This window comes from Enterobacter sp. CPE_E1241 (genome assembly GCF_045618265.1).
Classification (GTDB): Bacteria; Pseudomonadota; Gammaproteobacteria; order Enterobacterales; family Enterobacteriaceae; genus Enterobacter; species Enterobacter adelaidei.
The window spans coordinates 4,368,394-4,393,321 of the sequence record NZ_JBIWYV010000001.1; the positions used below are offsets into that span (position 1 = coordinate 4,368,394).

Consider the following 24,928-nt stretch of genomic DNA (forward strand, 5'->3'; position numbering starts at 1 on the left):
GTGTTCATGTAAATTCATCGGTTTAAAGGCCGCATGAATAAAGCCATGCCTTATTCTGAATATCCCTTCCAGTAACGCGAACTTTTTAGAACAAGAGTTTGAAATGGGTATAGTAAGCCTGTCGTTTCAGAAGAAATGGCGTGAGTAAATCCGAACTTAAGGACAGCGTTATGGATACGAAATTTATCGACTGGCACACGGCAGATATCATTGCGGCACTGCGCAAAAAAGGCACTTCACTGGCAGCTGAATCTCGCCGCAATGGCCTGAGTTCTTCTACCCTGGCAAACGCCCTGACTCGTCCCTGGCCAAAGGGAGAATTAATTATCGCAACGGCGCTGGATACGCATCCGTGGGTGATCTGGCCCTCGCGTTACCACGATCCCATTACCCATGAATTTATCGACAGATCGCGCATGATTCGCCAGAAAAAAGCAAAGAAAAAACCGCAGGAATAATGCGATTTTTGACAGGAACAGCAACCCCCCGGTCATTGCTGGCAGGGGGCTGCCGGAACGATTACTCGCCCTTCACACGCTCGATATTGGCACCCAGCGCGCGCAGTTTATCTTCGATACGCTCATAGCCACGATCGATGTGGTAAATACGATCCACAACCGTCGTACCTTCCGCGATACACCCCGCCAGCACCAGGCTTGCGGACGCACGCAAATCGGTTGCCATCACCTGAGCACCAGACAGCTTCTCAACGCCATGGCAAATCACGGTATTACTTTCGATCTCAGCACGTGCACCCATACGGATCAGCTCCGGTACGTGCATAAAGCGGTTCTCGAAAATGGTTTCAGTGATGAAGCCAGTACCTTCAGCCACCAGGTTTAGCAACGTGAACTGAGCCTGCATGTCCGTCGGGAACGCCGGATGTGGAGCAGTACGCACATTCACCGCTTTTGGACGCTGACCATGCATGTCGAGGCTGATCCAGTCTTCACCGATCTCAATATCAGCACCCGCATCGCGCAGCTTCGCCAGCACCGCATCCAGCGTATCCGGCTGAGCGTTACGACAAACAATCTTACCGCCAGAGATCGCCGCAGCGACCAGGAAGGTACCGGTTTCGATACGGTCCGGCAGAACGCGATAGACACCGCCCCCCAGACGCTCAACGCCTTCGATGGTGATACGGTCGGTACCCTGACCGGAGATCTTCGCACCCAGCGCGACGAGGAAGTTTGCGGTATCCACAATTTCCGGTTCACGCGCGGCATTTTCAATAATGGTGGTCCCTTCTGCCAGCGTTGCCGCAGACATAATGGTGACCGTTGCGCCTACGCTCACTTTGTCCATGACAATGTGCGCGCCTTTCAGGCGACCATTCACGGACGCTTTAACGTAACCTTCTTCCAGTTTGATCTCTGCGCCCAGTTTCTCCAGACCAAAGATATGCAGGTCAACCGGGCGTGCGCCGATTGCACAGCCGCCCGGCAGTGAAACCTGCCCCTGCCCAAAACGCGCCACCAGCGGGCCAAGCGCCCAGATGGACGCACGCATGGTTTTCACCAGATCGTACGGCGCAGAGAAGTTGTTCACATTGCTGGCATCGATCCAGACGGAACCATTACGCTCAACTTTGGTTCCCAACTGGGTGAGCAGCTTCATGGTGGTGTCGATATCTTTCAGCTTTGGTACGTTCTGAATTTCTACCGGCTCTTCCGCGAGCAGCGCAGCAAAGAGGATTGGCAGCGCGGCGTTTTTCGCGCCAGAAATTGTGACTTCGCCCTGGAGACGCGTTGGCCCCTGTACACGAAATTTATCCATTGTGTGTTCTCTTATAAATTCAACCGTGCTGCGGGCCTGTCGCCCTCAGCTCAAAAACCGTTTAGTTTGCGATCGCGTGCCCACTCTTGCGGGGTGAACGCTTTAATCGACAGGGCGTGGATGCGGTTATCCGCAATATATTCCATCAGCGGCGCGTACACAGCCTGCTGCTTCTTCACACGGCTCATACCGTCGAACATCTCACCCACAGCAATAACCTGGAAGTGACTGCCATCGCCAGTGACGTGGGCTTCCTGAAGGGAGAGTGCATTCATCAGCACTGTCTGGATTTCATGATTTTCCATGGGCTCTTAATCATCTGATAGTGAAAACAAGCCCAACATCTTAGAGCAAAGTGACGTCGTCTTAAACAAGCAAAAAGCCCCGACGATGAAACTGTCAGGGCTTTCAGAAGTAACGCACTGAAAATACTAACGAGGCAGCACGTCGTGAGGGAGATTGTAGAGCTGCGCAAGGGTAACGACATTATCACTCGCGCCGTTAAGCTTGACGCTTTGCCCCTGCTTTTTCCCCACGGCAACCAGATGGGCGAGCAGCGCAATACCTGCTGTATCCACCCGTGTGACCTCAGTTAAGTCGATGAGCGTCACACCCTGCATCGCTTCATGACGTTTGTCCCACAATGGGTTCAGCAGATCCTGATCAAGTTCACCGGACAGCTTTAATGTCTCGCCTTCACGCGACCAGCTGAGTTGCTGAGACATTACTTCTTCTCATCCAGGGTAATTTTCTGACGAGAAATAGACTGCAGCTGCGCGGTAAGGCCATCAATGCCTTTGGTACGCAGCAGGTCGCTCCACTCGTTCTGTTTGGTGGTGATCATGCTTACCCCTTCGGCAATCATGTCATACGCCTGCCAGTGCCCCGTCTGGCTGTTTTTACGCCACTGGAAATCCAGACGAACCGGCGGACGGCCGTTAGGATCGTTGATCGTCACGCGGATAGGTACGATGGTCGCATCGCCCAGCGGCTGCTCAGGCGCAATCTGATAGGTCTGACCATGGTACATCGCCAGCGCCTGACCATAAGCCTGTTTCAGGTATTCACGGAACGCGGCAAAGTAAGCATCACGCTGCGCGGGGGTCGCGTCTTTGTAATAACGTCCCAGCACCAGCGCACCTGCATATTTGATCTGCACATACGGCAGCAGTTCCTGATCGACAACATCACGCAGATAATCAGGATTAGCACGAATTTTAGGTTGCTCGTTTTTAAGACGGTCGAAAGTCTTCTTGGCCGCTTCGTCCATCTGTTTGTACGGGTTACTCTGATCCGCAGCGTGGGCTGCGGTGAGAGGGGCAATGACCAGCATGGCAACCATTAACAGTCGTTTAAACATGAATGACTTCTCCTGAAATTAATTCGTCGTGCCAGATGTCGGTGCGACGTTGGTATGATCTTCACTCGGTGCAGAGGCAGCGTCGGATTTTTTCTCATCCCCTTTACTGTTGTAAAGGAACTGACCAATCATATCCTCCAGCACCATTGCGGACTTCGTATCCTGGATAACACTGCCGTCTTTAAGGATAGTCGTTCCGAGCTCTGGGTCTTCAAAACCGACGTTAAGCGCCAGATATTGTTCACCCAGCAGGCCGGAAGTCCGGATGGAAAGAGAACTGGTGTCCGGAATATGGTTATAACGCTCTTCGATATCCATCGCGACGCGTGGGAGATAGGTTTTCTCATCAAGCGTAATGTCCGACACACGGCCGATCACCACGCCACCAATACGTACCGGTGAACGCGCCTTCAGCCCGCCGATATTATCGAAGGTGGCATAAATACGATATGTCGGCTCGGTGCGGACAGATGTGATATCCGCCGCTCGCAGGCAGATAAACAGCGCCGCCAGCAGTGCCAGTAACAGGAACACGCCGACCCAAATTTCATTTTTTCTCGTTTGCATGAACTCAATTCCCAAACATCAGTGCGGTGAGCACAAAATCCAGACCCAGTACGGCCAGCGACGAATGTACGACTGTACGCGTTGTTGCACGGCTAATGCCCGCCGACGTCGGGATGGCATCGTAACCATTGAACAATGCAATCCAGGTGACCGTAATAGCAAAGACCACGCTTTTAATCAGACAGTTGACCAGATCCATTCGCAGATCAATGGCGTCTTGCATGGCAGACCAGAAGAAACCGGCATCAATGCCTTTCCAGTGGACGCCAACCAGCGAGCCGCCCCAGATACCCACGGCGACAAACAGAATAGTCAGTAACGGTAACGAAATCACCCCAGCCCAGAAACGCGGCGAGATCACGCGACGCAGCGGATCAACCGCCATCATCTCCATGCTGGAAAGCTGCTCGGTCGCACGCATCAGGCCAATTTCAGCCGTTAATGCCGACCCCGCGCGCCCAGCGAACAACAGTGCCGCCACAACCGGCCCCAGTTCACGCAGCAGTGAGAGTGCCACCAGCATCCCGAGGCTGGTTTCTGCACTGTAGGTTGTCAGAACAAGGTAGCCCTGAAGCCCAAGCACCATACCGATAAACAGCCCGGAAACAATGATGATGAGCATCGACAGCACGCCGACATTATAGAGCTGACGCACCAGCAACGGTGCGTGCTTGCGGAATTCCGGCTTGCCGACCAGCGCGTTGAATAACATCAATCCGGCGCGCCCGAACGTCCTGATGGTTTTTATGCCACGGTGTCCGAGAGCGGCCAACGCATTTAACAGCATGAGTGGCTTAACTCCCTATTCCCAGTAAATCGTCACGATAGTCGCCCGCCGGGTAGCGGAACGGCACAGGGCCATCTGCAATACCGTCAAGGAACTGCCGCACGCGCGGATCGCAATTTTCCTGCAGCGCCTGAGCGCTACCGTGTGCGACGATCTTTTTGTCCGCCACGATATAGGCGTAATCGGCAATGCTCAATACTTCCGGTACATCGTGAGAAACCACGATACAGGTAACGCCGAGCGCGCTGTTCAGCTCAGAGATGAGCTTCACCAGCACACCCATCGTGATAGGATCCTGTCCGACAAACGGTTCGTCGAACATGATTAAATCAGGTTCTAAAGCAATCGCTCGCGCCAGTGCAGCGCGTCGCGCCATCCCACCGGACAGTTCCGAAGGCATCAGTTTTGCAGCCCCTCGCAAACCGACGGCTTCAAGCTTCATCATCACCGTGCTTTTCAGCAGCTCAGGCGGCAGGCTGGTATGCTCGCGCAGCGGATAGGCCACGTTATCAAAGACGTTCATGTCGGTGAACAGAGCCCCCGACTGAAAGAGCATGCTCATGCGTTTACGGACAGTATACAGGCGCGAGCGCGACATCTCCGGGATGTTTTCGCCATCAAAGAGGATTTCACCGCTATCCGGTGGGATCTGCCCACCAATGAGGCGCAGCAGGGTCGTTTTACCGATCCCGGACGGCCCCATGATGGCAGTGATCTTGCCACGCGGTACGGTCAACGAAATATCATCAAATATCAATCGGTTGGCGCGAGAAAAACTCACACCGCGAACATCGACTAAATTCGCCATCGTTTGGCTCATTTATTGTTCCTTTCTTACCCTGCTCACATTAAGGCATGCAGCCTGAATCAGCCCCAAACTCAGCATTTTTACAGAATAATAGCCGTTGAGGTTAGCGAAAGCTGGCATTTGTTTTACTTTTCCGGCGCATAAAGTCAAAATTAGGAATTCGTTACGCCTCAGACAGTATGCAGTCCAGCCATTCCCGCGCGATGGACCGACGAGTATACCTGAAGAAAGGACTTTTGATGCTTTTAGCAACAGCACTGTTAATAATTGGTTTACTTTTGGTGGTCTACAGTGCTGACCGTTTAGTGTTTGCTGCATCTATCCTGTGTCGTCTGACTGGCGTACCGCCTGTTGTCATCGGGATGACCGTTGTCAGTGTTGGAACGTCGCTTCCTGAAATCATCGTCTCTGTTTCAGCATCGCTGCATGGTCAGGTAGACCTGGCTATTGGCACCGCGATTGGCTCGAACATCGTCAATATATTACTGATTTTAGGCCTGGCGGCACTGCTCCACCCATTTCGCGTACATTCCGATGTTCTGCGCCGTGAATTGCCGCTAATGTTAATCGTAAGCCTGCTGGCAGGGTGCGTATTTTATGATGGCGTACTGAGCTACAGCGACGGCATTTTCTTGCTGGCGCTGGCCGTCATCTGGCTGCTGTATAGTGTTAAAATCGCCCGCCAGGCTGAAAAGCTGGGTCAGGATAGCCTGACTCGGGAGCAGGTTGCCGAACTCCCGCGGGAGGGCACGCTGCCTGTAGCACTACTTTGGCTTGGCGTCGCGCTGATCATCATGCCAATGGCAACGCGCATGGTCGTCGACAACGCGACAGTACTGGCGAACTATTTTGCCATCAGTGAACTGACCATTGGCCTGACGGTCATTGCCATCGGCACCAGCCTGCCGGAGCTGGCCACGGCCATTGCGGGAGCACGTAAAGGTGAAGATGACATTGCCATTGGCAATATCATCGGTTCCAACATTTTTAATATCGCGATTGTGATGGGCCTGCCGGCCCTGATAACGCCCGGGCCTTTTAACCCCCTGGCGTTTTCACGCGATTACGGTGTGATGTTGCTGGTCAGCGTGATATTTGCCCTGCTCTGCTGGCGGCGGCAACGCCAGATCGGCAAAGGCGCAGGCGCGCTGTTGACGGGTGGATTTATCGTATGGATGGCGATGCTGTACTGGCTCTCGCCTCTTCTCTCTGGGTAAACGGAAACGCATTATGTCGCAAATAGAATTGCAGCCGGGTTTTGACTTTCAGAAAGCAGGCAAAGACGTTCTGGAGATTGAACGTGAAGGTCTGGCGCAGTTAGATCAGTACATTAATCAGGATTTTAGTCTGGCATGTGAGAAGATATTCTACTGTGCCGGTAAAGTCGTGGTAATGGGGATGGGCAAGTCCGGTCATATTGGCCGCAAAATGGCCGCGACGTTTGCCAGCACCGGAACCTCTTCTTTCTTTGTACACCCGGGGGAAGCCGCACACGGCGACCTGGGGATGGTCACACCGCAAGATATCGTCATCGCACTGTCAAATTCCGGTGAATCCAATGAGATCCTGGCGCTGATCCCGGTACTGAAGCGACTGCAGGTCCCCCTCATTTGCATGACCAGTCGCCCGGAAAGTAGCATGGCGCGGGCGGCCGATATTCACCTGTGCGTTAAGGTTCCCAAAGAAGCCTGCCCTCTGGGCCTGGCTCCGACCTCCAGCACCACCGCGGCACTGGTCATGGGTGATGCGCTTGCCGTAGCGCTGCTGGAAGCCCGCGGTTTTACCCCTGAAGATTTCGCACTTTCTCATCCCGGCGGTGCGCTTGGGCGCAAGCTGCTTCTGCGGGTCAACGATATTATGCACACCGGGGATGAAATCCCTCACGTCAGTAAAGCGGCCTCCCTGCGCGATGCGCTGCTGGAAATCACCCGCAAGAATCTGGGTATGACAGTCGTGTGCGATGATCTGATGAAAATTCAGGGGATCTTCACCGATGGGGACCTGCGTCGCGTGTTTGATATGGGTGTAGATGTCCGCACGCTTGGCATTGCCGATGTGATGACACCTGGCGGCATCCGCGTTCGCCCGGGTACGCTGGCAGTGGATGTGCTGAACCTGATGCAGTCCCGTCATATCACCTCCGTTATGGTTGCCGATGGCGACCAGTTGCTGGGTGTGGTACATATGCATGATCTGCTACGCGCAGGCGTAGTGTAATGAAGGATAAGACAATGAGTAATGCGGGTGCATCCCTTGCAACCTGTTATGGTCCGGTCAGTACCCATATGATGGCGAAGGCAGAAAAGATTCGCCTGCTCATCCTGGATGTGGATGGGGTCCTCTCCGATGGCCTGATTTACATGGGCAATAATGGTGAAGAGCTGAAAGCGTTTAACGTTCGCGACGGTTACGGTATCCGCTGTGCCCTCACCTCGGGTATCGAGGTAGCGATAATCACCGGGCGAAAAGCTAAACTGGTAGAAGATCGCTGTGAAACGCTGGGCATTACCCATCTGTATCAGGGACAATCCGATAAGATGGCGGCGTTCAATGATTTAGTGGGTAAACTGGCAATTGCACCGGAAAACGTGGCTTATGTCGGGGATGACCTGATTGACTGGCCCGTGATGGCTGAAGTTGGGCTGAGCATCGCCGTTGCCGATGCGCATCCGCTGTTGCTCCCACGCGCTGACTACGTTACCCACATCAATGGCGGCCGCGGTGCCGTACGTGAAGTCTGCGATCTGCTTCTGCTGGCGCAAGGCAAGCTTGATGAGGCCAAAGGGCAATCAATATGAGTAAAACCAGACGTTGGGTTATCATTCTGCTTTCGCTTGTCGCACTGGTATTGATTGGCGTGAATATTGCCGATCGCGACGATACGCAAACGGAAGTGATCAACAATAACGATCCAACCTATAAAAGCGATCACAGCGACACCGTGGTCTACAGCCCGGAAGGGGCACTGAACTATCGCCTGATTGCCCAGCATGTTGAATATTTTTCAGATGACGGTATTTCGTGGTTTACCCAACCTGTCATGACGACGTTTGATAAGGACAAAGTCCCGACGTGGTCAATCAAGTCAGACCGGGCAAAACTGACAAATGACCGTATGCTTTATCTATATGGTCACGTTGAAGTCAACGCTCTGACGCCTGACTCGCAACTGCGAAAAATTACGACGGATAATGCCCAGATCAACCTGGTGACCCAGGATGTGACGTCGCAGGATCTGGTCACACTATATGGCACAACATTTAATTCCAGCGGTTTAAGAATGCGCGGGAACTTACGCAGCAAAAACGCCGAGCTGATTGAAAAGGTTAGAACCTCCTATGAAATTCAAAACAAACAAACTCAGCCTTAAAGTAATTATCGCCAGTGCGATGCTGGCGACCAGTCTCCCCGCGCTTGCTGTAACGGGCGATACCGACCAGCCGATCCATATCGAGTCAGACACGCAGTCTCTTGATATGCAGGGTAATGTCGTCACCTTTACGGGTAATGTCGTCATGACCCAGGGCACCATCAAAATCAACGCCGACAAAGTGGTCGTTACCCGTCCGGGTGGTGAGCAGGGCAAAGAGATTATTGATGGCTACGGCAACCCGGCAACCTTCTACCAGATGCAGGACAACGGCAAGCCGGTGAAGGGCCACGCCACGCACATGCACTATGAGCTGGCGAAGGATCTGGTCATCCTGACGGGTAATGCCTATCTGGAACAGCTGGACAGCAATATTACCGGCGACCAGATCACCTATCTGGTGAAAGAGCAAAAAATGCAGGCCTCCAGCGAGAAAGGCAAACGCGTAACCACCGTGCTGGTTCCGTCGCAGCTGCAGGACAAAGGTAAAGGCCAGGCCCCGGCACAGAAGAAGAGTAACTAATTCGTTATGGCAACATTAACTGCAAAAAATCTCGCGAAGGCCTATAAGGGCCGCCGTGTCGTAGAAGATGTCAGTCTGACCGTCAACTCCGGCGAAATTGTGGGCCTGCTTGGCCCTAACGGTGCGGGTAAAACCACCACGTTCTACATGGTCGTTGGCATTGTGCCACGCGATGCCGGCAACATTGTTATTGACGATGAAGACATCAGCCTTCTGCCGTTGCACGCTCGCGCGCGTCGCGGAATCGGCTATCTGCCGCAGGAAGCCTCTATTTTCCGTCGTCTTAGCGTTTACGATAACCTGATGGCGGTTCTACAAATTCGTAACGACCTGACCAGCGAACAGCGACAGGATCGTGCCAACGAGCTGATGGAAGAGTTCCACATTGAGCACCTGCGTGACAGCCTCGGTCAGGCGCTCTCCGGGGGGGAACGTCGCCGCGTTGAAATCGCGCGTGCGCTGGCCGCAAACCCGAAATTTATCCTTCTGGATGAACCGTTTGCGGGCGTTGACCCCATCTCCGTTATCGACATTAAACGTATCATTGAACACCTGCGCGACAGCGGGCTTGGTGTACTGATCACTGACCACAACGTGCGTGAAACGCTGGCCGTGTGTGAACGCGCCTATATTGTGAGCCAGGGCAATCTGATCGCCCACGGTACGCCGCAGCAGATCCTCGAAGATGATCATGTTAAGCGCGTCTATCTTGGGGAAGACTTCAGACTCTGATAGGGTAGAGGTAACGTAACGCCGAACCGGAGAAAAATGCTCTGAACATGAAGCAAGGTTTGCAATTAAGGCTCAGCCAACAACTGGCGATGACGCCGCAGCTACAGCAGGCAATTCGCCTGTTGCAACTGTCCACATTAGAACTCCAGCAGGAGCTCCAGCAGGCGCTGGACAGCAATCCGCTGCTGGAACAAACCGATCTTCATGACGAGGTAGATACCCAGCAGTCGCAGGATACAGAAGCGCTCGATACCGCTGATGCACTCGAACAAAAAGAGATGCCGGACGAGCTTCCGCTGGATGCCAGCTGGGATGAAATCTACACCGCCGGAACCCCTTCCGGTACGCGTGCAGACTACCAGGATGATGAGCTACCGGTCTATCAGGGTGAAACCACCCAGTCGCTACAGGATTATCTGATGTGGCAGGTGGAACTGACCCCCTTCTCCGATACCGACCGCGCGATTGCCACGTCAATTGTCGATGCCGTTGACGACACGGGCTATTTGACCGTCACGCTGGACGATATTCTGGAAAGCATGGGCGACGAAGAGATTGAACTCGAAGAGATTGAAGCGGTTCTGAAGCGTATCCAGCGTTTCGATCCGGTCGGTGTGGCGGCAAAAGATCTACGCGACTGCCTGCTGATCCAGCTTTCTCAGTTCAGCAAAGAGACGCCATGGATTGATGAGGCACGCGTTATCATTAGCGATCATCTGGATCTGTTGGCTAACCACGATTTCCGCACCCTGATGCGCGTCACGCGCCTGAAAGAAGAGGTGCTGAAAGAAGCGGTGAATCTGATCCAGTCGCTCGATCCACGCCCCGGACAGTCGATCCAGACCAGCGAACCTGAGTACGTGATCCCGGATGTGCTGGTCAGAAAACACAATGGCCGCTGGGTCGTTGAACTGAACTCTGACAGCATCCCTCGCCTGCAAATCAACCAGCAGTATGCCTCCATGTGCACCAGCGCACGAAACGACTCTGACAACCAATATATTCGTAGCAATCTGCAGGAAGCGCGATGGTTGATCAAAAGTCTGGAGAGCCGAAATGATACGCTGCTCCGCGTCAGCCGCTGCATTGTCGAACAGCAGCAGGCTTTCTTTGAGCAGGGCGAAGAGTATATGAAACCGATGGTACTGGCAGATATTGCCCAGGCCGTCGAGATGCATGAATCAACCATTTCCCGCGTCACCACGCAGAAGTATCTGCACAGTCCACGCGGTATTTTTGAGCTTAAGTATTTCTTCTCCAGTCATGTGAATACCGAGGGCGGCGGTGAAGCGTCGTCAACGGCAATTCGCGCACTGGTGAAGAAGTTGATCGCCGCGGAGAACCCCGCGAAGCCACTGAGTGACAGTAAGTTAACCACCATGCTGTCCGACCAGGGTATTATGGTGGCACGTCGTACTGTTGCGAAGTATCGAGAGTCTTTATCCATTCCGCCGTCCAACCAGCGTAAGCAGCTGGTTTGACACAACCGATAAGGAAGACACTATGCAGCTCAACATCACTGGACAAAACGTCGAAATTACTGAGGCTTTACGCGACTTCGTGAACGCGAAGTTTGCAAAACTCGAGCAGTATTTCGAAAGGATCAATCAGGTCTATATTGTGTTGAAAGTGGAGAAAGTGACTCATATCTCGGATGCAACCCTGCACGTCAACGGGGGTGAACTCCATGCCAGTGCGGAAGGGCAAGACATGTATGCGGCTATCGACGGCTTGATTGATAAGCTTGCGCGACAGCTTAATAAACATAAAGATAAACTGAAACAACACTAATTGTCCGGGCAGTTAACGGGTGCAGGACGGCCTGTTGTGAAACACAACGGGCCATTTGTACAGTTAGCGCTTAGGTGAAATTATGATGAACAACGATTCCGCTCTTCAACTGAGCAATGTCCTTAACCAGGAATGTACCCGCAGTGCAGTTCACTGCCAGAGCAAAAAGCGTGCGCTGGAGATCATCAGTGAACTGGCCGCAAAACAGCTGGGCCTGCCACCGCAGGTAGTGTTCGAAGCTATCCTGACCCGTGAAAAGATGGGCAGTACCGGCATCGGCAATGGCATCGCGATCCCGCATGGCAAACTGGAAGAAGACACCTTGCGTGCCGTCGGTGTGTTTGTGCAACTGGAAACCCCTATCGCCTTCGATGCCATTGATAACCAGCCCGTCGATCTCCTCTTCGCGCTGCTGGTGCCTGCTGACCAGACGAAAACCCACCTGCATACGCTTTCTCTGGTCGCAAAACGCCTGGCTGATAAAACCATTTGCCGTCGACTGCGCTCAGCCCAAAGTGATGAAGAGCTCTATCAAATTATCACTGAAGCAGAAGGCAATCAGGATGATGCATAACCAGGAGATGGCTTTCACATCTGTTGTCCTGAGGAGAAACGGAACATGGTACTGATGATTGTCAGTGGCCGTTCAGGGTCGGGGAAATCCGTTGCTCTGCGCGCGCTGGAAGACATGGGTTTTTACTGCGTAGATAACCTGCCGGTCGTGTTGTTACCCGATCTGGCTCGGACGCTTGCGGAAAGACAAACCTCTGCCGCCGTCAGTATCGACGTTCGTAATATGCCTGAATCGCCAGAAATTTTTGAGCAGGCGATGAGTAACCTGCCTGAGGAATTCTCACCTCAGTTGCTGTTCCTGGATGCAGATCGTAATACCCTGATCCGCCGCTACAGCGATACCCGCCGTCTGCATCCGCTTTCCAGTAAGAACCTCTCTCTGGAGAGCGCTATCGACGAAGAGAGCGATCTGCTGGAGCCACTTCGTTCTCGTGCTGACCTGATCGTCGACACCTCTGAGATGTCCGTTCATGAGCTGGCGGAAATGCTGCGTACCCGTTTGTTGGGCAAGCGCGAGCGTGAACTGACGATGGTGTTCGAGTCCTTCGGCTTTAAGCACGGTATCCCCATTGATGCGGATTATGTTTTCGACGTGCGTTTCCTGCCGAACCCGCACTGGGATCCGAAACTGCGTCCAATGACAGGTCTGGATAAACCCGTCGCGGCCTTCCTCGACCGACACACAGAAGTTCACAATTTTATCTACCAGACGCGAAGCTACCTTGAGCTATGGTTACCTATGCTGGAAACAAACAATCGTAGCTACCTGACAGTGGCGATTGGCTGTACCGGCGGTAAACATCGTTCGGTCTACATCGCCGAACAGCTGGCCGATTATTTCCGTTCACGCGGAAAGAACGTTCAGTCCCGTCATCGCACGCTGGAAAAACGTAAAACATGACCGTAAAACAAACTGTTGAGATCACCAATAAGCTGGGCATGCACGCACGCCCGGCGATGAAGCTGTTTGAGCTGATGCAGGGGTTCGATGCAGAAGTTCTGCTGCGTAATGATGAAGGCACAGAAGCGGAAGCGAACAGCGTGATCGCACTGCTGATGCTGGACTCAGCCAAAGGACGCCAGATTGAAGTAGAAGCCACCGGCCCCCAGGAAGAAGAAGCGCTGGCGGCGGTGATTGCGCTGTTTAACGCCGGTTTTGACGAAGACTAACGTTCGTCCCTTCGGCGGGTGGCGCTGTGCTTACCCGCCCTACATGAGATTATTACGCTGCATAAACCCCTCCCCGCCCAGTTGATTCATCTGGCGCATAATCCACGCCTGTCGGCTTCGCACGTAGCCTGATGGGGCACTGGCTTTAAAACGGATGGGATTAGGTAAAACAGCGGCCAATAGCGCAGCTTCTGACATACTTAGACGGCTTGCAGGCTTATTGAAATAACGCTGCGCAGCGGCTTCCACACCAAATACGCCGTCGCCAAACTCAGCGATATTGAGATAGACGGTCAGAATGCGTCTTTTGCTCCAGACCGTTTCCATCCCCAGGGTCAACCCCGCTTCCAGCCCTTTTCGCACCCAGCTTCGACCATCCCATAAAAACAGATTTTTGGCCGTCTGCTGCGACAACGTCGACGCGCCGCGCACGCGGTTTTCGTGGCGTTCGTTATGAGCAAGCGCCTTCTCAATGGCCGCCACGTCGAACCCCCAGTGCTCCGGGAATTTCTGATCCTCTGCCGCGATGACTGCCAGCCCCATGAACGGTGAGATCTCGTCCATGCTCACCCAGTCGGAATGTGCAACATAGCGGAAATCCCCAGAGAGCCATGCGCCAATCTGGCGCTCAACCATCACAGCAGAGAAAGGGACCGGTACAATGCTGAATAAAGCAATCCCGCCGCCCCAGAAGACCGCCAGTACGAGCAGAGCTCTCAGCAGGATACGCTTTAACCTTGCACCGGGACTGAACTTACGACTCATTCAGCAAGCACCAGCACTCTGTCCACCAGCTTTTCAATGCCCGTGGCTGCTTCAGCAATATTCTGCGCCAGCATGTATGCAGGCGTGGTAATAATTTTATTGTCTTCGTCCACCACGATGTCATCGACAGGACACGGCACATGTTCGCCGCCCATATCCTCAACAACTTCAGCAGTGTCGATGTCGGTCCCAATGGTCAGGCGCAGTGGGAAATCAAAAATTTTCGGCAGCATCGCCGGGGCAATACAGATAAAACCCAGCGGTTTACCCGCAGCGTGCATCGCACGTGACAGCGCTTTTAAATCCGGATCAACATGGCACTCTGCCCCCTGGGAAGCAAAGCTGCTCAGGTTTTTCGCTGCGCCAAACCCGCCTGGCACAATTAACCCATCAAGCTCTGAAGCATTAGCCTGATTAAGAGGGTGAATATCGCCGCGAACAATGCGTGCCGCTTCAATCAATACGTTACGAGTTTCCGCCATCGGCTCGCCGGTCAAATGATTAATTACATCAGTCTGGCTTTTATCCGGCGCGAAGCAGACAACATCAGCTCCGTTTCGGGAAAGCGCCAACAATGTGATGACGGCTTCATGTATCTCTGAACCGTCGTAAACACCACATCCGCTCAGCACGACACCAATCTTTTTCATCATCAGGTTCCTTCTTTGCAACTCGCTGAAGCACATTAATAATTTTGATTAAAACGCTATGCTTCACACATTTCACTGATTCATGTAACAAACCATTTAAGATTTGCTATCTTATCTGCGTGCGGCCTAAATTTTTCAGGCGGCGCCCATTCGAAAATAACTTGAAAAAACAGGCGCAGCCAAGATTTCCCTGGTGTTGGCGCAGTATTCGCGCACCCCGGTTAAGCCGGGGTCATTTTTTTCTGGCGTCGACCCAGGCTTTAAGTACCGCAACATCGTTTTGCCACTCTTGTTTCATCTCTTCGACCCAATCACCCACGTTATCTTCCCATGCAGGTAAATCAGGCGACTGAATCTGTTGTCCCAGCTGTTGCAGGTGACGCAGGCCAACCGAGCCGGCCGCACCTTTGATTTTATGCCCTTCTTCCACAATACCTTTCTGGTCTCGTGCCGTCAGGTTTGATTCCAGCACACTCAGATAGCCAGGCATCATCTTTTCGAACACAGCCAGACCGTCGGTAATCAGTTTTGGACCAACCAGATCGATATACTGCTCCAGCATCGCGGTATCGAGTATCGTTTGGGCTTTTGCGCTATCAACAGACGTCATGGTGCTCTCCTCTTCATCACGGGTATCCCAGAACTTCTTGATCATGGCGGTCAGGGCAGGCACCGCCAGCGGTTTGCTAAGCACATCATCCATACCGGCATCGAGGTACTCTTTTTTGTCTTTCAGCACGTTCGCCGTCAGCGCGACCAGCGGCGGCAGATCGTCAGCGGCATACTTGCTCGTCAGTTCACGTGAGATATCCAGCCCGGTCATATCCGGCAGTTGAATATCCAGCAAGACGAGGTCATATTCACCCGGTTTAAACATCTCCAGCGCGGCTTTACCGGTCATTGCCACGTCCACACTGTTACCCAGTTTTTCCAGCACCGAGCGTGCCACAATCACGTTCAGCTCGATGTCTTCCACCAACAGGACGTGCAGCGCGGGCAGCGGCATATCGTCGTTTTCAAAGGTATCCTCAACCTCTTCAGCCACCGCTGGCGCATGTACCGTCAGCGTGAAGGTCGAGCCTTTGCCCGCCTGGCTGGTTACCGTAATGTCCCCGCCCATACTCTTCGCAAGCCGTTTAGATACCGCCAGGCCAATGCCTGTACCGGTGGCAGGTTTCCCGCCGTTGCTGTCTTTCACCTGGTAGTACATCGCGAAAATTTTGTCCTGCTCCTCCTGCGGAATACCAATCCCCGAGTCTTCCACCTCAAAGTGCAGCATGTCACCTTCGTCATAGCGGATGCGCACCGCAACCTGCCCCTTCTGGGTAAATTTCACAGCGTTACTGATAAGGTTCCACAGGATCTGGCGCAGGCGGGTACCGTCCGTGACCACTTTATGCGGCAGTGGCAGAGAGGGTTCCATCACAAAACTCAGCCCTTTCTGCTGCGCCTGCAGACCGGACAAGTTTTCCAGATCGGCCATAAAGCTGGTGAAATCAACCGGCTGGTTATCCAGTTGGACTTTACGGCGCTCCATCTTATCCATGTCGATAATATCATTGAAGATATTCCCCAGCGTGACCGCCGAGACATGGATCGTTTTGAGGTATTTTTCCTGCTCCGCGGTCAGATCGGTGTCCAGCAAAATACGGCTCAGACCGACAATGCCATTAAGCGGCGTACGCAGTTCGTGGCTGATGGTGGAGATAAAGGTGGTCTTATCGCGGCTGGCACGCTCCAGGGCATCCTGATAGCGCTTACGCTCGGTAATATCGCGACCAAAGCCCATCAGGCCATGACGTTTCCCGACGCGGTCGTAGTACGGCACTTTACGGATCTCAAAGCAGGCTTTGCGCCCGTCCGGGTAATCCAGCCACTGTTCATAGGTCAGCGAGACGTTGTGGCGGAAGACTTTTTCATCTGTCTCCATGACCTTGGCCGCCGCCTCCTCAGAATAGACATCCTGTGGTTTCAGGTGAATCAGCTGCTTTTCACTTTTCCCGGTCAGCAGCTCCATCGCCCGGTTACAGCCGGAGAACTCTTTGTCTTCGTTACGGTAGAAAACCAGATCCGGTGAAGCATCGAGGAACGAACGCAGGAAAGAGGATTGCTGCTCAAGCTGGATCTGCGTCACCTCACGCTCTTTCATTTCGATTTTAAGCTGCTCCAGCGTAGCCTGACGTTCGGCTTCCGCCTTCTCACGATCTGAAATCTCCTGGTTCAGCTGTGCAATGTTGTCTTTGAGCTGAACATTGAGCTTCAGGTCGCGCTCGCGCATCTCTTCCAGTTTATCCACCAGTTTTGACAAGCGCTGACGGGATTCTTCCAGCTGTTCAACCACCACGGAGAGGAAGTAGACCGCCCAGGGGGTAATGAGCAAGCCAAAGAAGATGGAGCGGATAACGTCGATACTCTCCACCTGACCATGCAAAACCATGGTGACGGCCATCTGCACAACGATGGCCAGAACGACCAGTGCCAGCGCAAGCAGCATGGAGAAACGCACCAGCCCGAGCTTCATCATCAGGTCGACGTAGTACTGGGCAAGCATTCGAATTTGCTTCATAGAGGATCCCTTCACGACTTTATCGCTCAATAATACTCAAATTCGCGGCGGGGCGTTGAAGGTTGTGAGAAAAAGTGCGGGATGAAACAGGAGATTAGCCCCGCTCCCGGTTAACCGGAAGCGAGGAGAGGTCAATCAGGAGCGTTTCAGAAGCAGCCAGAGGCTGATCAGGAGGAAACTGGCGCTTGGCAGCAACGCACCAATAATCGGTGGGATGCCGTAAACCAGCGTCAGCGGGCCGAAGATCTGGTCGAGCACGTAGAATACAAAGCCAAAGCTGATACCGGTTACCACACGTACACCCATCGGCACACTACGCAGGGGGCCGAAGATAAACGACAGCGCCATCAGCATCATCACCGCCACGGACATTGGCTGGAAGATCTTGCTCCACATGTTGAGCTGATAACGTCCGGCATCCTGGCCGCTCGACTTCAGGTATTTCACATAGTTGTGTAAACCGCTGATAGAGAGCGCATCTGGATCCAGTGCCACAACACCGAGCTTATCCGGCGTGAGGTTCGTCTTCCACGTGCCGGAAACCGTCTGAGAACCGGTGATCTGTTTCGGGTCTGTCAGGTCAGACTCATCTACCTGTGACAAACGCCACTGCTTATGTTCGGGATCAAACTTCGCCGATGAGGCGTGTTTGACAGACAGCAAACGGCGCTGGTCGTTGAAGGAGTAGATACTCACACCGCCTAACTCATCGTTGCCTTTTACACGTTCAATGTAGACGAAGCTTTTTCCGTCTTTCGCCCACAGACCTTGCTGAGTGGAAAGCAGAGAGCCGCCGTACATCGCCTGAGCACGGTAGTTACGCGCCGTTTGTTCACCTTGCGGTGCCACCCACTCGCCAATCGCCATGGTCAGCAGCACCAGAGGGATCGCGGTTTTCATTACCGACAGCGCAACCTGCATACGGGTGAAGCCCGATGCCTGCATGACGACCAGCTCGCTGCGCTGGGCCAGCATCCCCAGCCCCAGCAGCGCACCTAACAGTGCTGCCATCGGGAAGAAGATTTGCACATCTTTCGGCACGCTGAGCAGGGTGTACATCCCCGCGCCCATCGCGTCATAGCTCCCCTGCCCGGCTTTTTTCAGCTGATCGACAAATTTGATAATGCCGGAGAGCGACACCAGCATGAACAACGTCATCATGATGGTGGTAAAAATGGTTTTACCGATATAGCGATCAAGAACGCCAAACGCCTGCATTAGATGGCTCCTTTACGCGAGAATCGGGCACGTATGCGGCGCACTGGCACCGTATCCCACAGGTTTAATCCCAGCGCCAGTAAGATGTACAAGCTGTTGACGACCCATGTCCAGACCATGGGATCCAGCTTACCCTTAGCGCCGTTTGAGCGAATCGAGGTTTGCAGCAGGAAGTAGATCAGGTACAGCAACATCGCCGGCAGCATGGAGAGCACACGTCCCTGGCGAGGGTTGACCACGCTCAGCGGAACCACAATCAATGCCATCATAAACACCGTAAAGACGAGAGTAATTCGCCAGTGGAACTCAGCGCGCGCTCTGTCGGTATCGGTATTCCACAGCGTACGCATGTCCATTTGTTCGGTATCCGATGGGTCGAGCGCCACAGCCTGATGACCAATAATGGCCTGGTAGTTCTGGAAGTCCGTGATACGGAAGTCCCGCAGCATCGCGGTACCTTCAAAACGGGTACCTGTATTCAGCGTCACAATCTGCGAACCATCTTTGCGTTGAGCAAGCTGGCCAGAGTCGGCGACGACCACAGACGGACGTGCGTTACCTTTCGTACGCAGCTGCGCCAGAAATACGTCGTTGAATTTACTGCCGTCTACGCTCTCAATAAACAGCACAGAGTTACCGTCAGTCGCCTGCTGGAACTGCCCCTGGGCTAATGCCGCCATGCCGGGGTTCGCTTTCGCTTCGGCCAGCACTTCGTCCTGATGACGGGAGGACATGGGACCTGCCCACATTACATTCACCGCCGCAACGATACCGGTGAACAGCGCCAGTATCATCGCGGCCTTCACCAGCACGGCTTTGCTCAGACCACAGGCATGCATCACCGTGATTTCACTCTCGGTGTAGAGCTTACCAAGCGTCATGAGCAGACCAAGGAAAAGACTTAGCGGCAGGATAAGCTGCGCCATTTCCGGGATCCCTAAACCAAGCAGGGAAAGCACCAGATTCGTTGGAATTTCGCCGTCAACGGCCGCACCGAGGATCTTAACCAACTTCTGACAGAAAAAAATCAGCAGCAGGATGAAGAGGATCGCCAGTTGGCTTTTGAGCGTCTCCCGCACCAGATATCTTATGATTATCACTTTAAATACGCCCGTAAAAACCCGTCTCTTTGCTGGAAAATCGCTTGTTTCATGGCTTAAACGTCATTTATTCTCTTGAGTCGTCGAAATCATCGCTAAGATTAAAACACCCGGCGGATTCACGCTTCAGGACTTTTTTCTGACGTGTCGAAACCGTAATAACGTAAGATTAACACGAAGTCACCACAACAGCGGACATGAGTTACGAAAGCTTTCAATTCTATCTGTAGCTGCCGCCGTTGTCTTTAAGATTCAGGAGCGTAGTGCATGGAGTTCAGTGTAAAAAGCGGTAGCCCGGAGAAACAGCGGAGTGCCTGCATCGTTGTGGGCGTCTTTGAACCACGCCGACTCTCCCCGATCGCCGAACAACTCGATAAAATCAGTGACGGCTACATTAGCGCCCTGCTGCGCCGTGGCGAACTGGAAGGCAAACCTGGGCAGACGCTGTTACTGCACCATGTTCCGAACGTACTGTCCGAGCGCATTCTGCTGATTGGCTGCGGTAAAGAGCGCGAGCTGGATGAACGCCAGTATAAGCAGGTGATTCAGAAAACGATCAATACGCTGAATGATACCGGTTCAATGGAAGCTGTCTGCTTCCTGACAGAACTGCACGTCAAAGGCCGTAATACCTACTGGAAAGTTCGCCAGGCTGTCGAAACAGCAAAAGAGAGCCTGTACAGCTTCGATCAGCTGAAGACCAATAAAAGCGAGCCGCGTCGCCCGCTGCGTAAAATGGTCTTCAACGTGCCAACCCGTCGCGAACTGACCAGCGGCGAACGCGCTATTCAGCACGGTCTGGCGATTGCGGCTGGCATTAAGGCGGCGAAAGATCTCGGTAACATGCCGCCTAATATCTGTAACGCCGCGTATCTGGCATCCCAGGCGCGCCAGTTGGCTGATACCTACAGCAAGAATGTCATCACCCGCGTTATCGGCGAACAGCAGATGAAAGAGCTGGGGATGCACTCATATCTGGCCGTCGGTAACGGCTCTCAGAACGAATCCCTGATGTCAGTCATCGAATACAAGGGCAACCCGTCCGAAGATGCACGTCCAATCGTGCTCGTCGGCAAGGGCCTGACTTTCGACTCCGGCGGTATCTCGATCAAACCTGCCGAAGGCATGGACGAGATGAAATACGACATGTGCGGCGCAGCGGCCGTATACGGCGTGATGCGTATGGTCGCAGAACTTCAGTTGCCGATTAACGTCACTGGCGTACTGGCAGGCTGCGAAAACATGCCTGGCGGTCGCGCTTATCGTCCGGGTGACGTCCTGACCACCATGTCTGGCCAGACGGTTGAAGTCCTGAACACTGACGCCGAAGGCCGTCTGGTGCTGTGTGACGTGCTGACCTACGTTGAGCGTTTCGAACCTGAAGCGGTCATCGACGTGGCTACCCTGACCGGTGCCTGCGTGATCGCGCTGGGCCATCACATTACCGGCCTGATGTCGAACCACAACCCGCTGGCACACGAACTGATTGGTGCCTCGGAACAAGCCGGTGACCGCGCATGGCGTCTGCCGCTGGGTGATGAGTATCAGGAGCAGCTGGAGTCTAACTTTGCGGATATGGCGAACATCGGCGGCCGTCCTGGCGGTGCTATCACCGCAGGTTGCTTCCTGGCACGCTTCACCCGCAAGTACAACTGGGCACACCTGGATATCGCGGGCACCGCATGGCGTTCCGGTAAAGCCAAAGGCGCAACCGGTCGTCCGGTCGCGTTACTCTCGCAGTTCCTGCTGAATCGCGCTGGGTTTAACGGCGACGAGTGATGTAAAACGCCGGGTGGCACTACGCTTACCCGGCTTTGCATTTAAATCCATGACAAGAAGCCCCATATATGAAGAATGCAACGTTCTACCTTCTGGACAACGACACCCATCAGGATGGCCTCAGCGCCGTCGAACAGCTGGTGTGTGAAATTGCCGCAGAACGTTGGCGAGCAGGCAAGCGCGTTTTGATTGCCTGCGAAGATGAACAGCAGGCTATACGGCTTGATGAAGCGTTGTGGGCACGTCCGCCTGAGAGTTTCGTGCCGCATAACCTGTCTGGCGAAGGTCCGCGCGGCGGTGCGCCGGTCGAAATTGCCTGGCCGCAAAAGCGCAACAGCAGCGCGCGCGATATTCTGATTAGCCTGCGGATAGATTTTGCAGATTTTGCCACCGCTTTCACAGAAGTGGTAGACTTTGTCCCTTACGAAGAATCTTTGAAACAACTGGCGCGCGAACGCTACAAAGCGTACCGCCTGGCTGGTTTTAACCTGAATACGGCAACCTGGAAATAATGGAAAAGACATATAACCCACGCGATATCGAACAGCCGCTTTACGAGCACTGGGAACAGCAGGGCTATTTCAAGCCTAACGGCGACGAAAGCAAAGAGTCCTTCTGCATCATGATCCCGCCGCCGAACGTCACCGGCAGTTTGCATATGGGTCATGCTTTCCAGCAGACCATCATGGACACCATGATCCGCTACCAGCGCATGCAGGGCAAAAACACCCTGTGGCAAGCGGGTACTGACCACGCGGGTATCGCGACCCAGATGGTGGTTGAACGTAAAATTGCCGCGGAAGAAGGTAAAACTCGCCACGACTACGGTCGCGACGCGTTCATCGACAAAATCTGGCAGTGGAAAGCGGAATCTGGCGGCACCATTACCCGTCAGATGCGTCGTCTTGGCAACTCCGTGGACTGGGAGCGTGAGCGCTTTACCATGGATGAAGGCCTGTCCAACGCCGTTAAAGAAGTCTTCGTCCGTCTGTATAAAGAAGACCTGATTTACCGTGGCAAACGCCTGGTAAACTGGGATCCGAAACTGCGCACCGCAATTTCTGACCTGGAAGTGGAAAACCGCGAGTCTAAAGGCTCCATGTGGCATATCCGCTATCCGCTGGCTGACGGTGCAAAAACCGCCGATGGTAAAGATTACCTGGTGGTCGCGACGACTCGTCCGGAAACCCTGCTGGGCGATACCGGCGTGGCTGTTAACCCGGAAGATCCACGTTATAAAGATCTGATCGGCAAATTCGTGGTGCTGCCGCTGGTTAACCGCCGTATTCCGATCGTGGGCGACGAACACGCCGACATGGAAAAAGGTACCGGCTGCGTGAAAATCACCCCGGCGCACGACTTTAACGACTACGAAGTCGGTCGTCGTCACGCCCTGCCAATGATCAACATTCTGACCTTCGACGGTGATATCCGTGAAAGCGCAGAAGTGTACGATACCAAAGGCGAAGAAACTGACGTTTACTCAAACGCTATCCCGGCAGAATTCCAGAAAATGGAACGTTTTGCCGCGCGTAAGGCGATTGTGGCTGCCGTTGACGCACTCGGCCTGCTGGAAGAGATCAAACCTCACGATCTGACCGTGCCGTACGGCGACCGTGGCGGTGTGGTTATCGAGCCAATGCTGACCGACCAGTGGTACGTGCGTGCTGACGTGCTGGCGAAACCGGCTGTTGAAGCGGTTGAAAACGGCAGCATCCAGTTCGTGCCGAAGCAGTACGAAAACATGTACTTCTCCTGGATGCGTGATATTCAGGACTGGTGTATCTCCCGTCAGCTGTGGTGGGGTCACCGCATCCCGGCATGGTACGACAACGAAGGCAATGTCTACGTTGGCCGCACGGAAGACGAAGTTCGTCAGGAAAATAACCTGAGCGCTGACGTTGCGCTGCGCCAGGACGAAGACGTGCTGGATACCTGGTTCTCTTCCGCGCTGTGGACCTTCTCCACCCTCGGCTGGCCAGAAAACACCGACGCGCTGCGTCAGTTCCACCCAACCAGCGTGATGGTTTCCGGCTTCGACATCATCTTCTTCTGGATTGCCCGCATGATCATGATGACCATGCACTTCATCAAAGATGAAGACGGTAAACCGCAGGTTCCGTTCCATACCGTCTACATGACCGGTCTGATCCGTGACGACGAAGGCCAGAAGATGTCTAAATCCAAGGGTAACGTTATTGACCCACTGGATATGGTTGACGGTATCTCCCTGGAAGAGCTGCTGGAAAAACGCACCGGTAATATGATGCAGCCGCAGCTGGCTGAGAAAATCCGCAAGCGTACCGAGAAACAGTTCCCGAACGGGATCGAGCCTCACGGTACTGACGCCCTGCGTTTCACCCTGGCGGCACTGGCTTCTACTGGCCGTGACATCAACTGGGACATGAAGCGTCTGGAAGGTTACCGTAACTTCTGTAACAAGCTGTGGAACGCCAGCCGCTTCGTGCTGATGAACACCGAAGATCAGGATTGCGGTTTTAACGGCGGCGAGATGACTCTGTCTCTGGCGGATCGCTGGATCCTGGCGGAATTCAACCAGACGGTGAAAGCATTCCGCGAAGCGTTGGACAGCTACCGCTTCGATATCGCGGCAGGCATCCTGTACGAATTCACCTGGAACCAGTTCTGTGACTGGTACCTGGAGCTGGCGAAGCCAGTGATGAACGGCGGTTCTAAGGCGGAGCTGCGCGGCACGCGCAACACGCTGATTACCGTGCTGGAAGGTCTGCTGCGTCTTGCGCATCCAGTCATTCCATTCATCACCGAAACCATCTGGCAGCGTGTGAAAGTGATTGCTGGAATCAACGCAGACACCATCATGCTGCAGCCATTCCCGGAATTCGATGCGGCGAAGGTTGATGACGCTGCGTCAGCAGATACCGAATGGCTGAAACAGGCGATCGTTGCTGTACGTAACATTCGTGCAGAAATGAACATCGCTCCGGGTAAACCGCTGGAATTGCTGCTGCGTGGTTGCAGTGAAGCTGCTGTTCGTCGTGTCACCGAGAACAACACCTTCCTGAAAACCATGGCGCGTCTGGAAAGCATCACTGTGCTGCCTGCAGATGATAAAGGTCCGGTATCCGTGACTAAAATCATCGACGGCGCAGAGCTGCTGATCCCGATGGCGGGCCTGATCGACAAAGACGCCGAGCTGGCTCGTCTGGCGAAAGAAGTGGCAAAAGTCGACGTGGAAATTGGCAAAATCGAAAGCAAGCTGGCGAACGAAGGCTTTGTGGCCCGCGCGCCGGAAGCGGTCATCGCCAAAGAGCGTGAGCGTCTGGTTGCTTTCGCCGATGCGAAGACCAAACTGATTGAGCAGCAGGCAGTGATTGCCGCCCTGTAATGCTTTTACCCCTTACGCTTCAG

The 24,928-nt window shown here is 53.8% G+C and carries 27 protein-coding genes; 15 read left to right on the top strand and 12 right to left on the bottom strand.

What is annotated here, in order from left to right; all coding sequences use genetic code 11:
• The first annotated feature begins 170 nt into the window (after positions 1–170).
• Entirely contained in the window at positions 171–458 is a 288-nt protein-coding gene (gene sfsB, locus ACJ9Y9_RS21370) for a DNA-binding transcriptional regulator SfsB (RefSeq protein ID WP_028017034.1), read from the top strand.
• A 61-nt stretch (positions 459–519) separates the two neighbouring features.
• On the opposite strand, the gene murA is transcribed toward sfsB, so the two are convergent.
• From murA to mlaF, 7 genes are all read right to left on the bottom strand, one after another.
• Complete coding sequence (murA, locus tag ACJ9Y9_RS21375; RefSeq protein ID WP_028017033.1) at positions 520–1,779, bottom strand: UDP-N-acetylglucosamine 1-carboxyvinyltransferase; 1,260 nt, start codon at positions 1,777–1,779, stop codon at positions 520–522.
• 50 nt (positions 1,780–1,829) lie between these two features.
• Entirely contained in the window at positions 1,830–2,084 is a 255-nt protein-coding gene (ibaG, locus tag ACJ9Y9_RS21380; protein ID WP_008501458.1) for a BolA family iron metabolism protein IbaG, read from the bottom strand.
• 126 nt (positions 2,085–2,210) lie between these two features.
• Positions 2,211–2,504, bottom strand: coding sequence for a lipid asymmetry maintenance protein MlaB (gene mlaB / locus ACJ9Y9_RS21385; RefSeq protein WP_028017032.1), 294 nt, complete (start codon positions 2,502–2,504; stop codon positions 2,211–2,213).
• Positions 2,504–3,139, bottom strand: a complete 636-nt coding sequence (gene mlaC, locus ACJ9Y9_RS21390) for a phospholipid-binding protein MlaC (RefSeq protein ID WP_028017031.1) — start codon at positions 3,137–3,139, stop codon at positions 2,504–2,506. Before mlaC ends, mlaB begins: the two co-directional genes overlap by 1 nt.
• 18 nt (positions 3,140–3,157) lie before the next feature.
• A complete protein-coding gene (gene mlaD / locus ACJ9Y9_RS21395; protein WP_028017030.1) occupies positions 3,158–3,706 on the bottom strand; it encodes an outer membrane lipid asymmetry maintenance protein MlaD in 549 nt (182 codons plus the stop codon).
• Positions 3,707–3,710: 4 nt separating this feature from the next.
• Complete coding sequence (mlaE, locus tag ACJ9Y9_RS21400) at positions 3,711–4,493, bottom strand: lipid asymmetry maintenance ABC transporter permease subunit MlaE (RefSeq protein ID WP_010436044.1); 783 nt, start codon at positions 4,491–4,493, stop codon at positions 3,711–3,713.
• 7 nt (positions 4,494–4,500) lie between these two features.
• The gene (gene mlaF, locus ACJ9Y9_RS21405) at positions 4,501–5,313 is read right to left on the bottom strand and encodes a phospholipid ABC transporter ATP-binding protein MlaF (protein ID WP_024906354.1); all 813 of its coding nucleotides are present in this window, start codon (positions 5,311–5,313) and stop codon (positions 4,501–4,503) included.
• A gap of 227 nt (positions 5,314–5,540) precedes the next feature.
• Between mlaF and ACJ9Y9_RS21410 the strand changes: the two genes are divergently transcribed.
• From ACJ9Y9_RS21410 to npr, 11 genes are all read left to right on the top strand, one after another.
• A complete protein-coding gene (locus ACJ9Y9_RS21410; RefSeq protein ID WP_028017029.1) occupies positions 5,541–6,518 on the top strand; it encodes a calcium/sodium antiporter in 978 nt (325 codons plus the stop codon).
• A 13-nt stretch (positions 6,519–6,531) separates the two neighbouring features.
• Positions 6,532–7,518 (top strand): arabinose-5-phosphate isomerase KdsD, encoded by a 987-nt coding sequence (kdsD, locus tag ACJ9Y9_RS21415; RefSeq protein WP_025756696.1) that lies wholly within the window; start codon positions 6,532–6,534, stop codon positions 7,516–7,518.
• A 14-nt stretch (positions 7,519–7,532) separates the two neighbouring features.
• Positions 7,533–8,099 carry a 3-deoxy-manno-octulosonate-8-phosphatase KdsC gene (gene kdsC / locus ACJ9Y9_RS21420; RefSeq protein WP_028017028.1) on the top strand — a complete coding sequence of 189 codons (567 nt, stop codon included), beginning with the start codon at positions 7,533–7,535 and terminating at the stop codon, positions 8,097–8,099.
• Entirely contained in the window at positions 8,096–8,671 is a 576-nt protein-coding gene (lptC, locus tag ACJ9Y9_RS21425) for an LPS export ABC transporter periplasmic protein LptC (RefSeq protein WP_028017027.1), read from the top strand. The genes kdsC and lptC overlap by 4 nt, the downstream gene beginning before the upstream one ends.
• Positions 8,640–9,194 (top strand): lipopolysaccharide ABC transporter substrate-binding protein LptA, encoded by a 555-nt coding sequence (gene lptA / locus ACJ9Y9_RS21430; protein WP_024906352.1) that lies wholly within the window; start codon positions 8,640–8,642, stop codon positions 9,192–9,194. Before lptC ends, lptA begins: the two co-directional genes overlap by 32 nt.
• A gap of 6 nt (positions 9,195–9,200) precedes the next feature.
• Positions 9,201–9,926, top strand: a complete 726-nt coding sequence (lptB, locus tag ACJ9Y9_RS21435) for an LPS export ABC transporter ATP-binding protein (protein ID WP_025756692.1) — start codon at positions 9,201–9,203, stop codon at positions 9,924–9,926.
• Positions 9,927–9,973: 47 nt separating this feature from the next.
• Complete coding sequence (gene rpoN, locus ACJ9Y9_RS21440; protein ID WP_028017026.1) at positions 9,974–11,407, top strand: RNA polymerase factor sigma-54; 1,434 nt, start codon at positions 9,974–9,976, stop codon at positions 11,405–11,407.
• 22 nt (positions 11,408–11,429) lie between these two features.
• Entirely contained in the window at positions 11,430–11,717 is a 288-nt protein-coding gene (gene hpf, locus ACJ9Y9_RS21445; protein WP_008501444.1) for a ribosome hibernation promoting factor, read from the top strand.
• An 82-nt stretch (positions 11,718–11,799) separates the two neighbouring features.
• Entirely contained in the window at positions 11,800–12,291 is a 492-nt protein-coding gene (gene ptsN, locus ACJ9Y9_RS21450) for a PTS IIA-like nitrogen regulatory protein PtsN (RefSeq protein ID WP_008501443.1), read from the top strand.
• 45 nt (positions 12,292–12,336) lie between these two features.
• On the top strand, positions 12,337–13,191 hold the full coding sequence (gene rapZ / locus ACJ9Y9_RS21455; protein ID WP_028017025.1) for an RNase adapter RapZ: 855 nt from the start codon (positions 12,337–12,339) through the stop codon (positions 13,189–13,191).
• A complete protein-coding gene (gene npr, locus ACJ9Y9_RS21460; protein WP_003861872.1) occupies positions 13,188–13,460 on the top strand; it encodes a PTS phosphocarrier protein NPr in 273 nt (90 codons plus the stop codon). Before rapZ ends, npr begins: the two co-directional genes overlap by 4 nt.
• A 39-nt stretch (positions 13,461–13,499) precedes the next feature.
• On the opposite strand, the gene mtgA is transcribed toward npr, so the two are convergent.
• The 5 genes from mtgA to lptF all read right to left on the bottom strand — a co-directional run bounded on the left by mtgA (position 13,500) and on the right by lptF (position 19,759).
• Entirely contained in the window at positions 13,500–14,225 is a 726-nt protein-coding gene (mtgA, locus tag ACJ9Y9_RS21465) for a monofunctional biosynthetic peptidoglycan transglycosylase (protein WP_028017024.1), read from the bottom strand.
• Positions 14,222–14,875: an isoprenoid biosynthesis glyoxalase ElbB gene (elbB, locus tag ACJ9Y9_RS21470; protein ID WP_028017023.1), complete on the bottom strand. Its 654-nt coding sequence runs from the start codon at positions 14,873–14,875 to the stop codon at positions 14,222–14,224. The genes mtgA and elbB overlap by 4 nt, the downstream gene beginning before the upstream one ends.
• A gap of 232 nt (positions 14,876–15,107) precedes the next feature.
• Positions 15,108–17,441: an aerobic respiration two-component sensor histidine kinase ArcB gene (arcB, locus tag ACJ9Y9_RS21475; protein ID WP_028017022.1), complete on the bottom strand. Its 2,334-nt coding sequence runs from the start codon at positions 17,439–17,441 to the stop codon at positions 15,108–15,110.
• A gap of 135 nt (positions 17,442–17,576) precedes the next feature.
• The gene (gene lptG / locus ACJ9Y9_RS21480) at positions 17,577–18,659 is read right to left on the bottom strand and encodes an LPS export ABC transporter permease LptG (RefSeq protein WP_028017021.1); all 1,083 of its coding nucleotides are present in this window, start codon (positions 18,657–18,659) and stop codon (positions 17,577–17,579) included.
• Positions 18,659–19,759 (bottom strand): LPS export ABC transporter permease LptF, encoded by a 1,101-nt coding sequence (lptF, locus tag ACJ9Y9_RS21485; protein ID WP_028017020.1) that lies wholly within the window; start codon positions 19,757–19,759, stop codon positions 18,659–18,661. The genes lptG and lptF overlap by 1 nt, the downstream gene beginning before the upstream one ends.
• Before the next feature lie 267 nt (positions 19,760–20,026).
• Between lptF and pepA the strand changes: the two genes are divergently transcribed.
• The 3 genes from pepA (at position 20,027) to ACJ9Y9_RS21500 (ending at position 24,905) form a co-directional block, all read left to right on the top strand.
• On the top strand, positions 20,027–21,538 hold the full coding sequence (gene pepA / locus ACJ9Y9_RS21490; RefSeq protein ID WP_028017019.1) for a leucyl aminopeptidase: 1,512 nt from the start codon (positions 20,027–20,029) through the stop codon (positions 21,536–21,538).
• A 68-nt stretch (positions 21,539–21,606) separates the two neighbouring features.
• Positions 21,607–22,050: a DNA polymerase III subunit chi gene (gene holC / locus ACJ9Y9_RS21495; protein ID WP_008502815.1), complete on the top strand. Its 444-nt coding sequence runs from the start codon at positions 21,607–21,609 to the stop codon at positions 22,048–22,050.
• Positions 22,050–24,905, top strand: coding sequence for a valine--tRNA ligase (locus tag ACJ9Y9_RS21500; RefSeq protein ID WP_028017018.1), 2,856 nt, complete (start codon positions 22,050–22,052; stop codon positions 24,903–24,905). Before holC ends, ACJ9Y9_RS21500 begins: the two co-directional genes overlap by 1 nt.
• The last annotated feature ends 23 nt before the right edge of the window (positions 24,906–24,928 follow it).

What these genes read in the sequence shown, in the direction of transcription:
- sfsB (WP_028017034.1), top strand. Translation starts at nt 171, where the DNA reads ATGGATACGAAATTTATCGACTGGCACACGGCAGATATCATTGCGGCA.
- murA (WP_028017033.1), bottom strand. Translation starts at nt 1,779, where the DNA reads ATGGATAAATTTCGTGTACAGGGGCCAACGCGTCTCCAGGGCGAAGTC.
- ibaG (WP_008501458.1), bottom strand. Translation starts at nt 2,084, where the DNA reads ATGGAAAATCATGAAATCCAGACAGTGCTGATGAATGCACTCTCCCTT.
- mlaB (WP_028017032.1), bottom strand. Translation starts at nt 2,504, where the DNA reads ATGTCTCAGCAACTCAGCTGGTCGCGTGAAGGCGAGACATTAAAGCTG.
- mlaC (WP_028017031.1), bottom strand. Translation starts at nt 3,139, where the DNA reads ATGTTTAAACGACTGTTAATGGTTGCCATGCTGGTCATTGCCCCTCTC.
- mlaD (WP_028017030.1), bottom strand. Translation starts at nt 3,706, where the DNA reads ATGCAAACGAGAAAAAATGAAATTTGGGTCGGCGTGTTCCTGTTACTG.
- mlaE (WP_010436044.1), bottom strand. Translation starts at nt 4,493, where the DNA reads ATGCTGTTAAATGCGTTGGCCGCTCTCGGACACCGTGGCATAAAAACC.
- mlaF (WP_024906354.1), bottom strand. Translation starts at nt 5,313, where the DNA reads ATGAGCCAAACGATGGCGAATTTAGTCGATGTTCGCGGTGTGAGTTTT.
- ACJ9Y9_RS21410 (WP_028017029.1), top strand. Translation starts at nt 5,541, where the DNA reads ATGCTTTTAGCAACAGCACTGTTAATAATTGGTTTACTTTTGGTGGTC.
- kdsD (WP_025756696.1), top strand. Translation starts at nt 6,532, where the DNA reads ATGTCGCAAATAGAATTGCAGCCGGGTTTTGACTTTCAGAAAGCAGGC.
- kdsC (WP_028017028.1), top strand. Translation starts at nt 7,533, where the DNA reads ATGAGTAATGCGGGTGCATCCCTTGCAACCTGTTATGGTCCGGTCAGT.
- lptC (WP_028017027.1), top strand. Translation starts at nt 8,096, where the DNA reads ATGAGTAAAACCAGACGTTGGGTTATCATTCTGCTTTCGCTTGTCGCA.
- lptA (WP_024906352.1), top strand. Translation starts at nt 8,640, where the DNA reads ATGAAATTCAAAACAAACAAACTCAGCCTTAAAGTAATTATCGCCAGT.
- lptB (WP_025756692.1), top strand. Translation starts at nt 9,201, where the DNA reads ATGGCAACATTAACTGCAAAAAATCTCGCGAAGGCCTATAAGGGCCGC.
- rpoN (WP_028017026.1), top strand. Translation starts at nt 9,974, where the DNA reads ATGAAGCAAGGTTTGCAATTAAGGCTCAGCCAACAACTGGCGATGACG.
- hpf (WP_008501444.1), top strand. Translation starts at nt 11,430, where the DNA reads ATGCAGCTCAACATCACTGGACAAAACGTCGAAATTACTGAGGCTTTA.
- ptsN (WP_008501443.1), top strand. Translation starts at nt 11,800, where the DNA reads ATGATGAACAACGATTCCGCTCTTCAACTGAGCAATGTCCTTAACCAG.
- rapZ (WP_028017025.1), top strand. Translation starts at nt 12,337, where the DNA reads ATGGTACTGATGATTGTCAGTGGCCGTTCAGGGTCGGGGAAATCCGTT.
- npr (WP_003861872.1), top strand. Translation starts at nt 13,188, where the DNA reads ATGACCGTAAAACAAACTGTTGAGATCACCAATAAGCTGGGCATGCAC.
- mtgA (WP_028017024.1), bottom strand. Translation starts at nt 14,225, where the DNA reads ATGAGTCGTAAGTTCAGTCCCGGTGCAAGGTTAAAGCGTATCCTGCTG.
- elbB (WP_028017023.1), bottom strand. Translation starts at nt 14,875, where the DNA reads ATGAAAAAGATTGGTGTCGTGCTGAGCGGATGTGGTGTTTACGACGGT.
- arcB (WP_028017022.1), bottom strand. Translation starts at nt 17,441, where the DNA reads ATGAAGCAAATTCGAATGCTTGCCCAGTACTACGTCGACCTGATGATG.
- lptG (WP_028017021.1), bottom strand. Translation starts at nt 18,659, where the DNA reads ATGCAGGCGTTTGGCGTTCTTGATCGCTATATCGGTAAAACCATTTTT.
- pepA (WP_028017019.1), top strand. Translation starts at nt 20,027, where the DNA reads ATGGAGTTCAGTGTAAAAAGCGGTAGCCCGGAGAAACAGCGGAGTGCC.
- holC (WP_008502815.1), top strand. Translation starts at nt 21,607, where the DNA reads ATGAAGAATGCAACGTTCTACCTTCTGGACAACGACACCCATCAGGAT.
- ACJ9Y9_RS21500 (WP_028017018.1), top strand. Translation starts at nt 22,050, where the DNA reads ATGGAAAAGACATATAACCCACGCGATATCGAACAGCCGCTTTACGAG.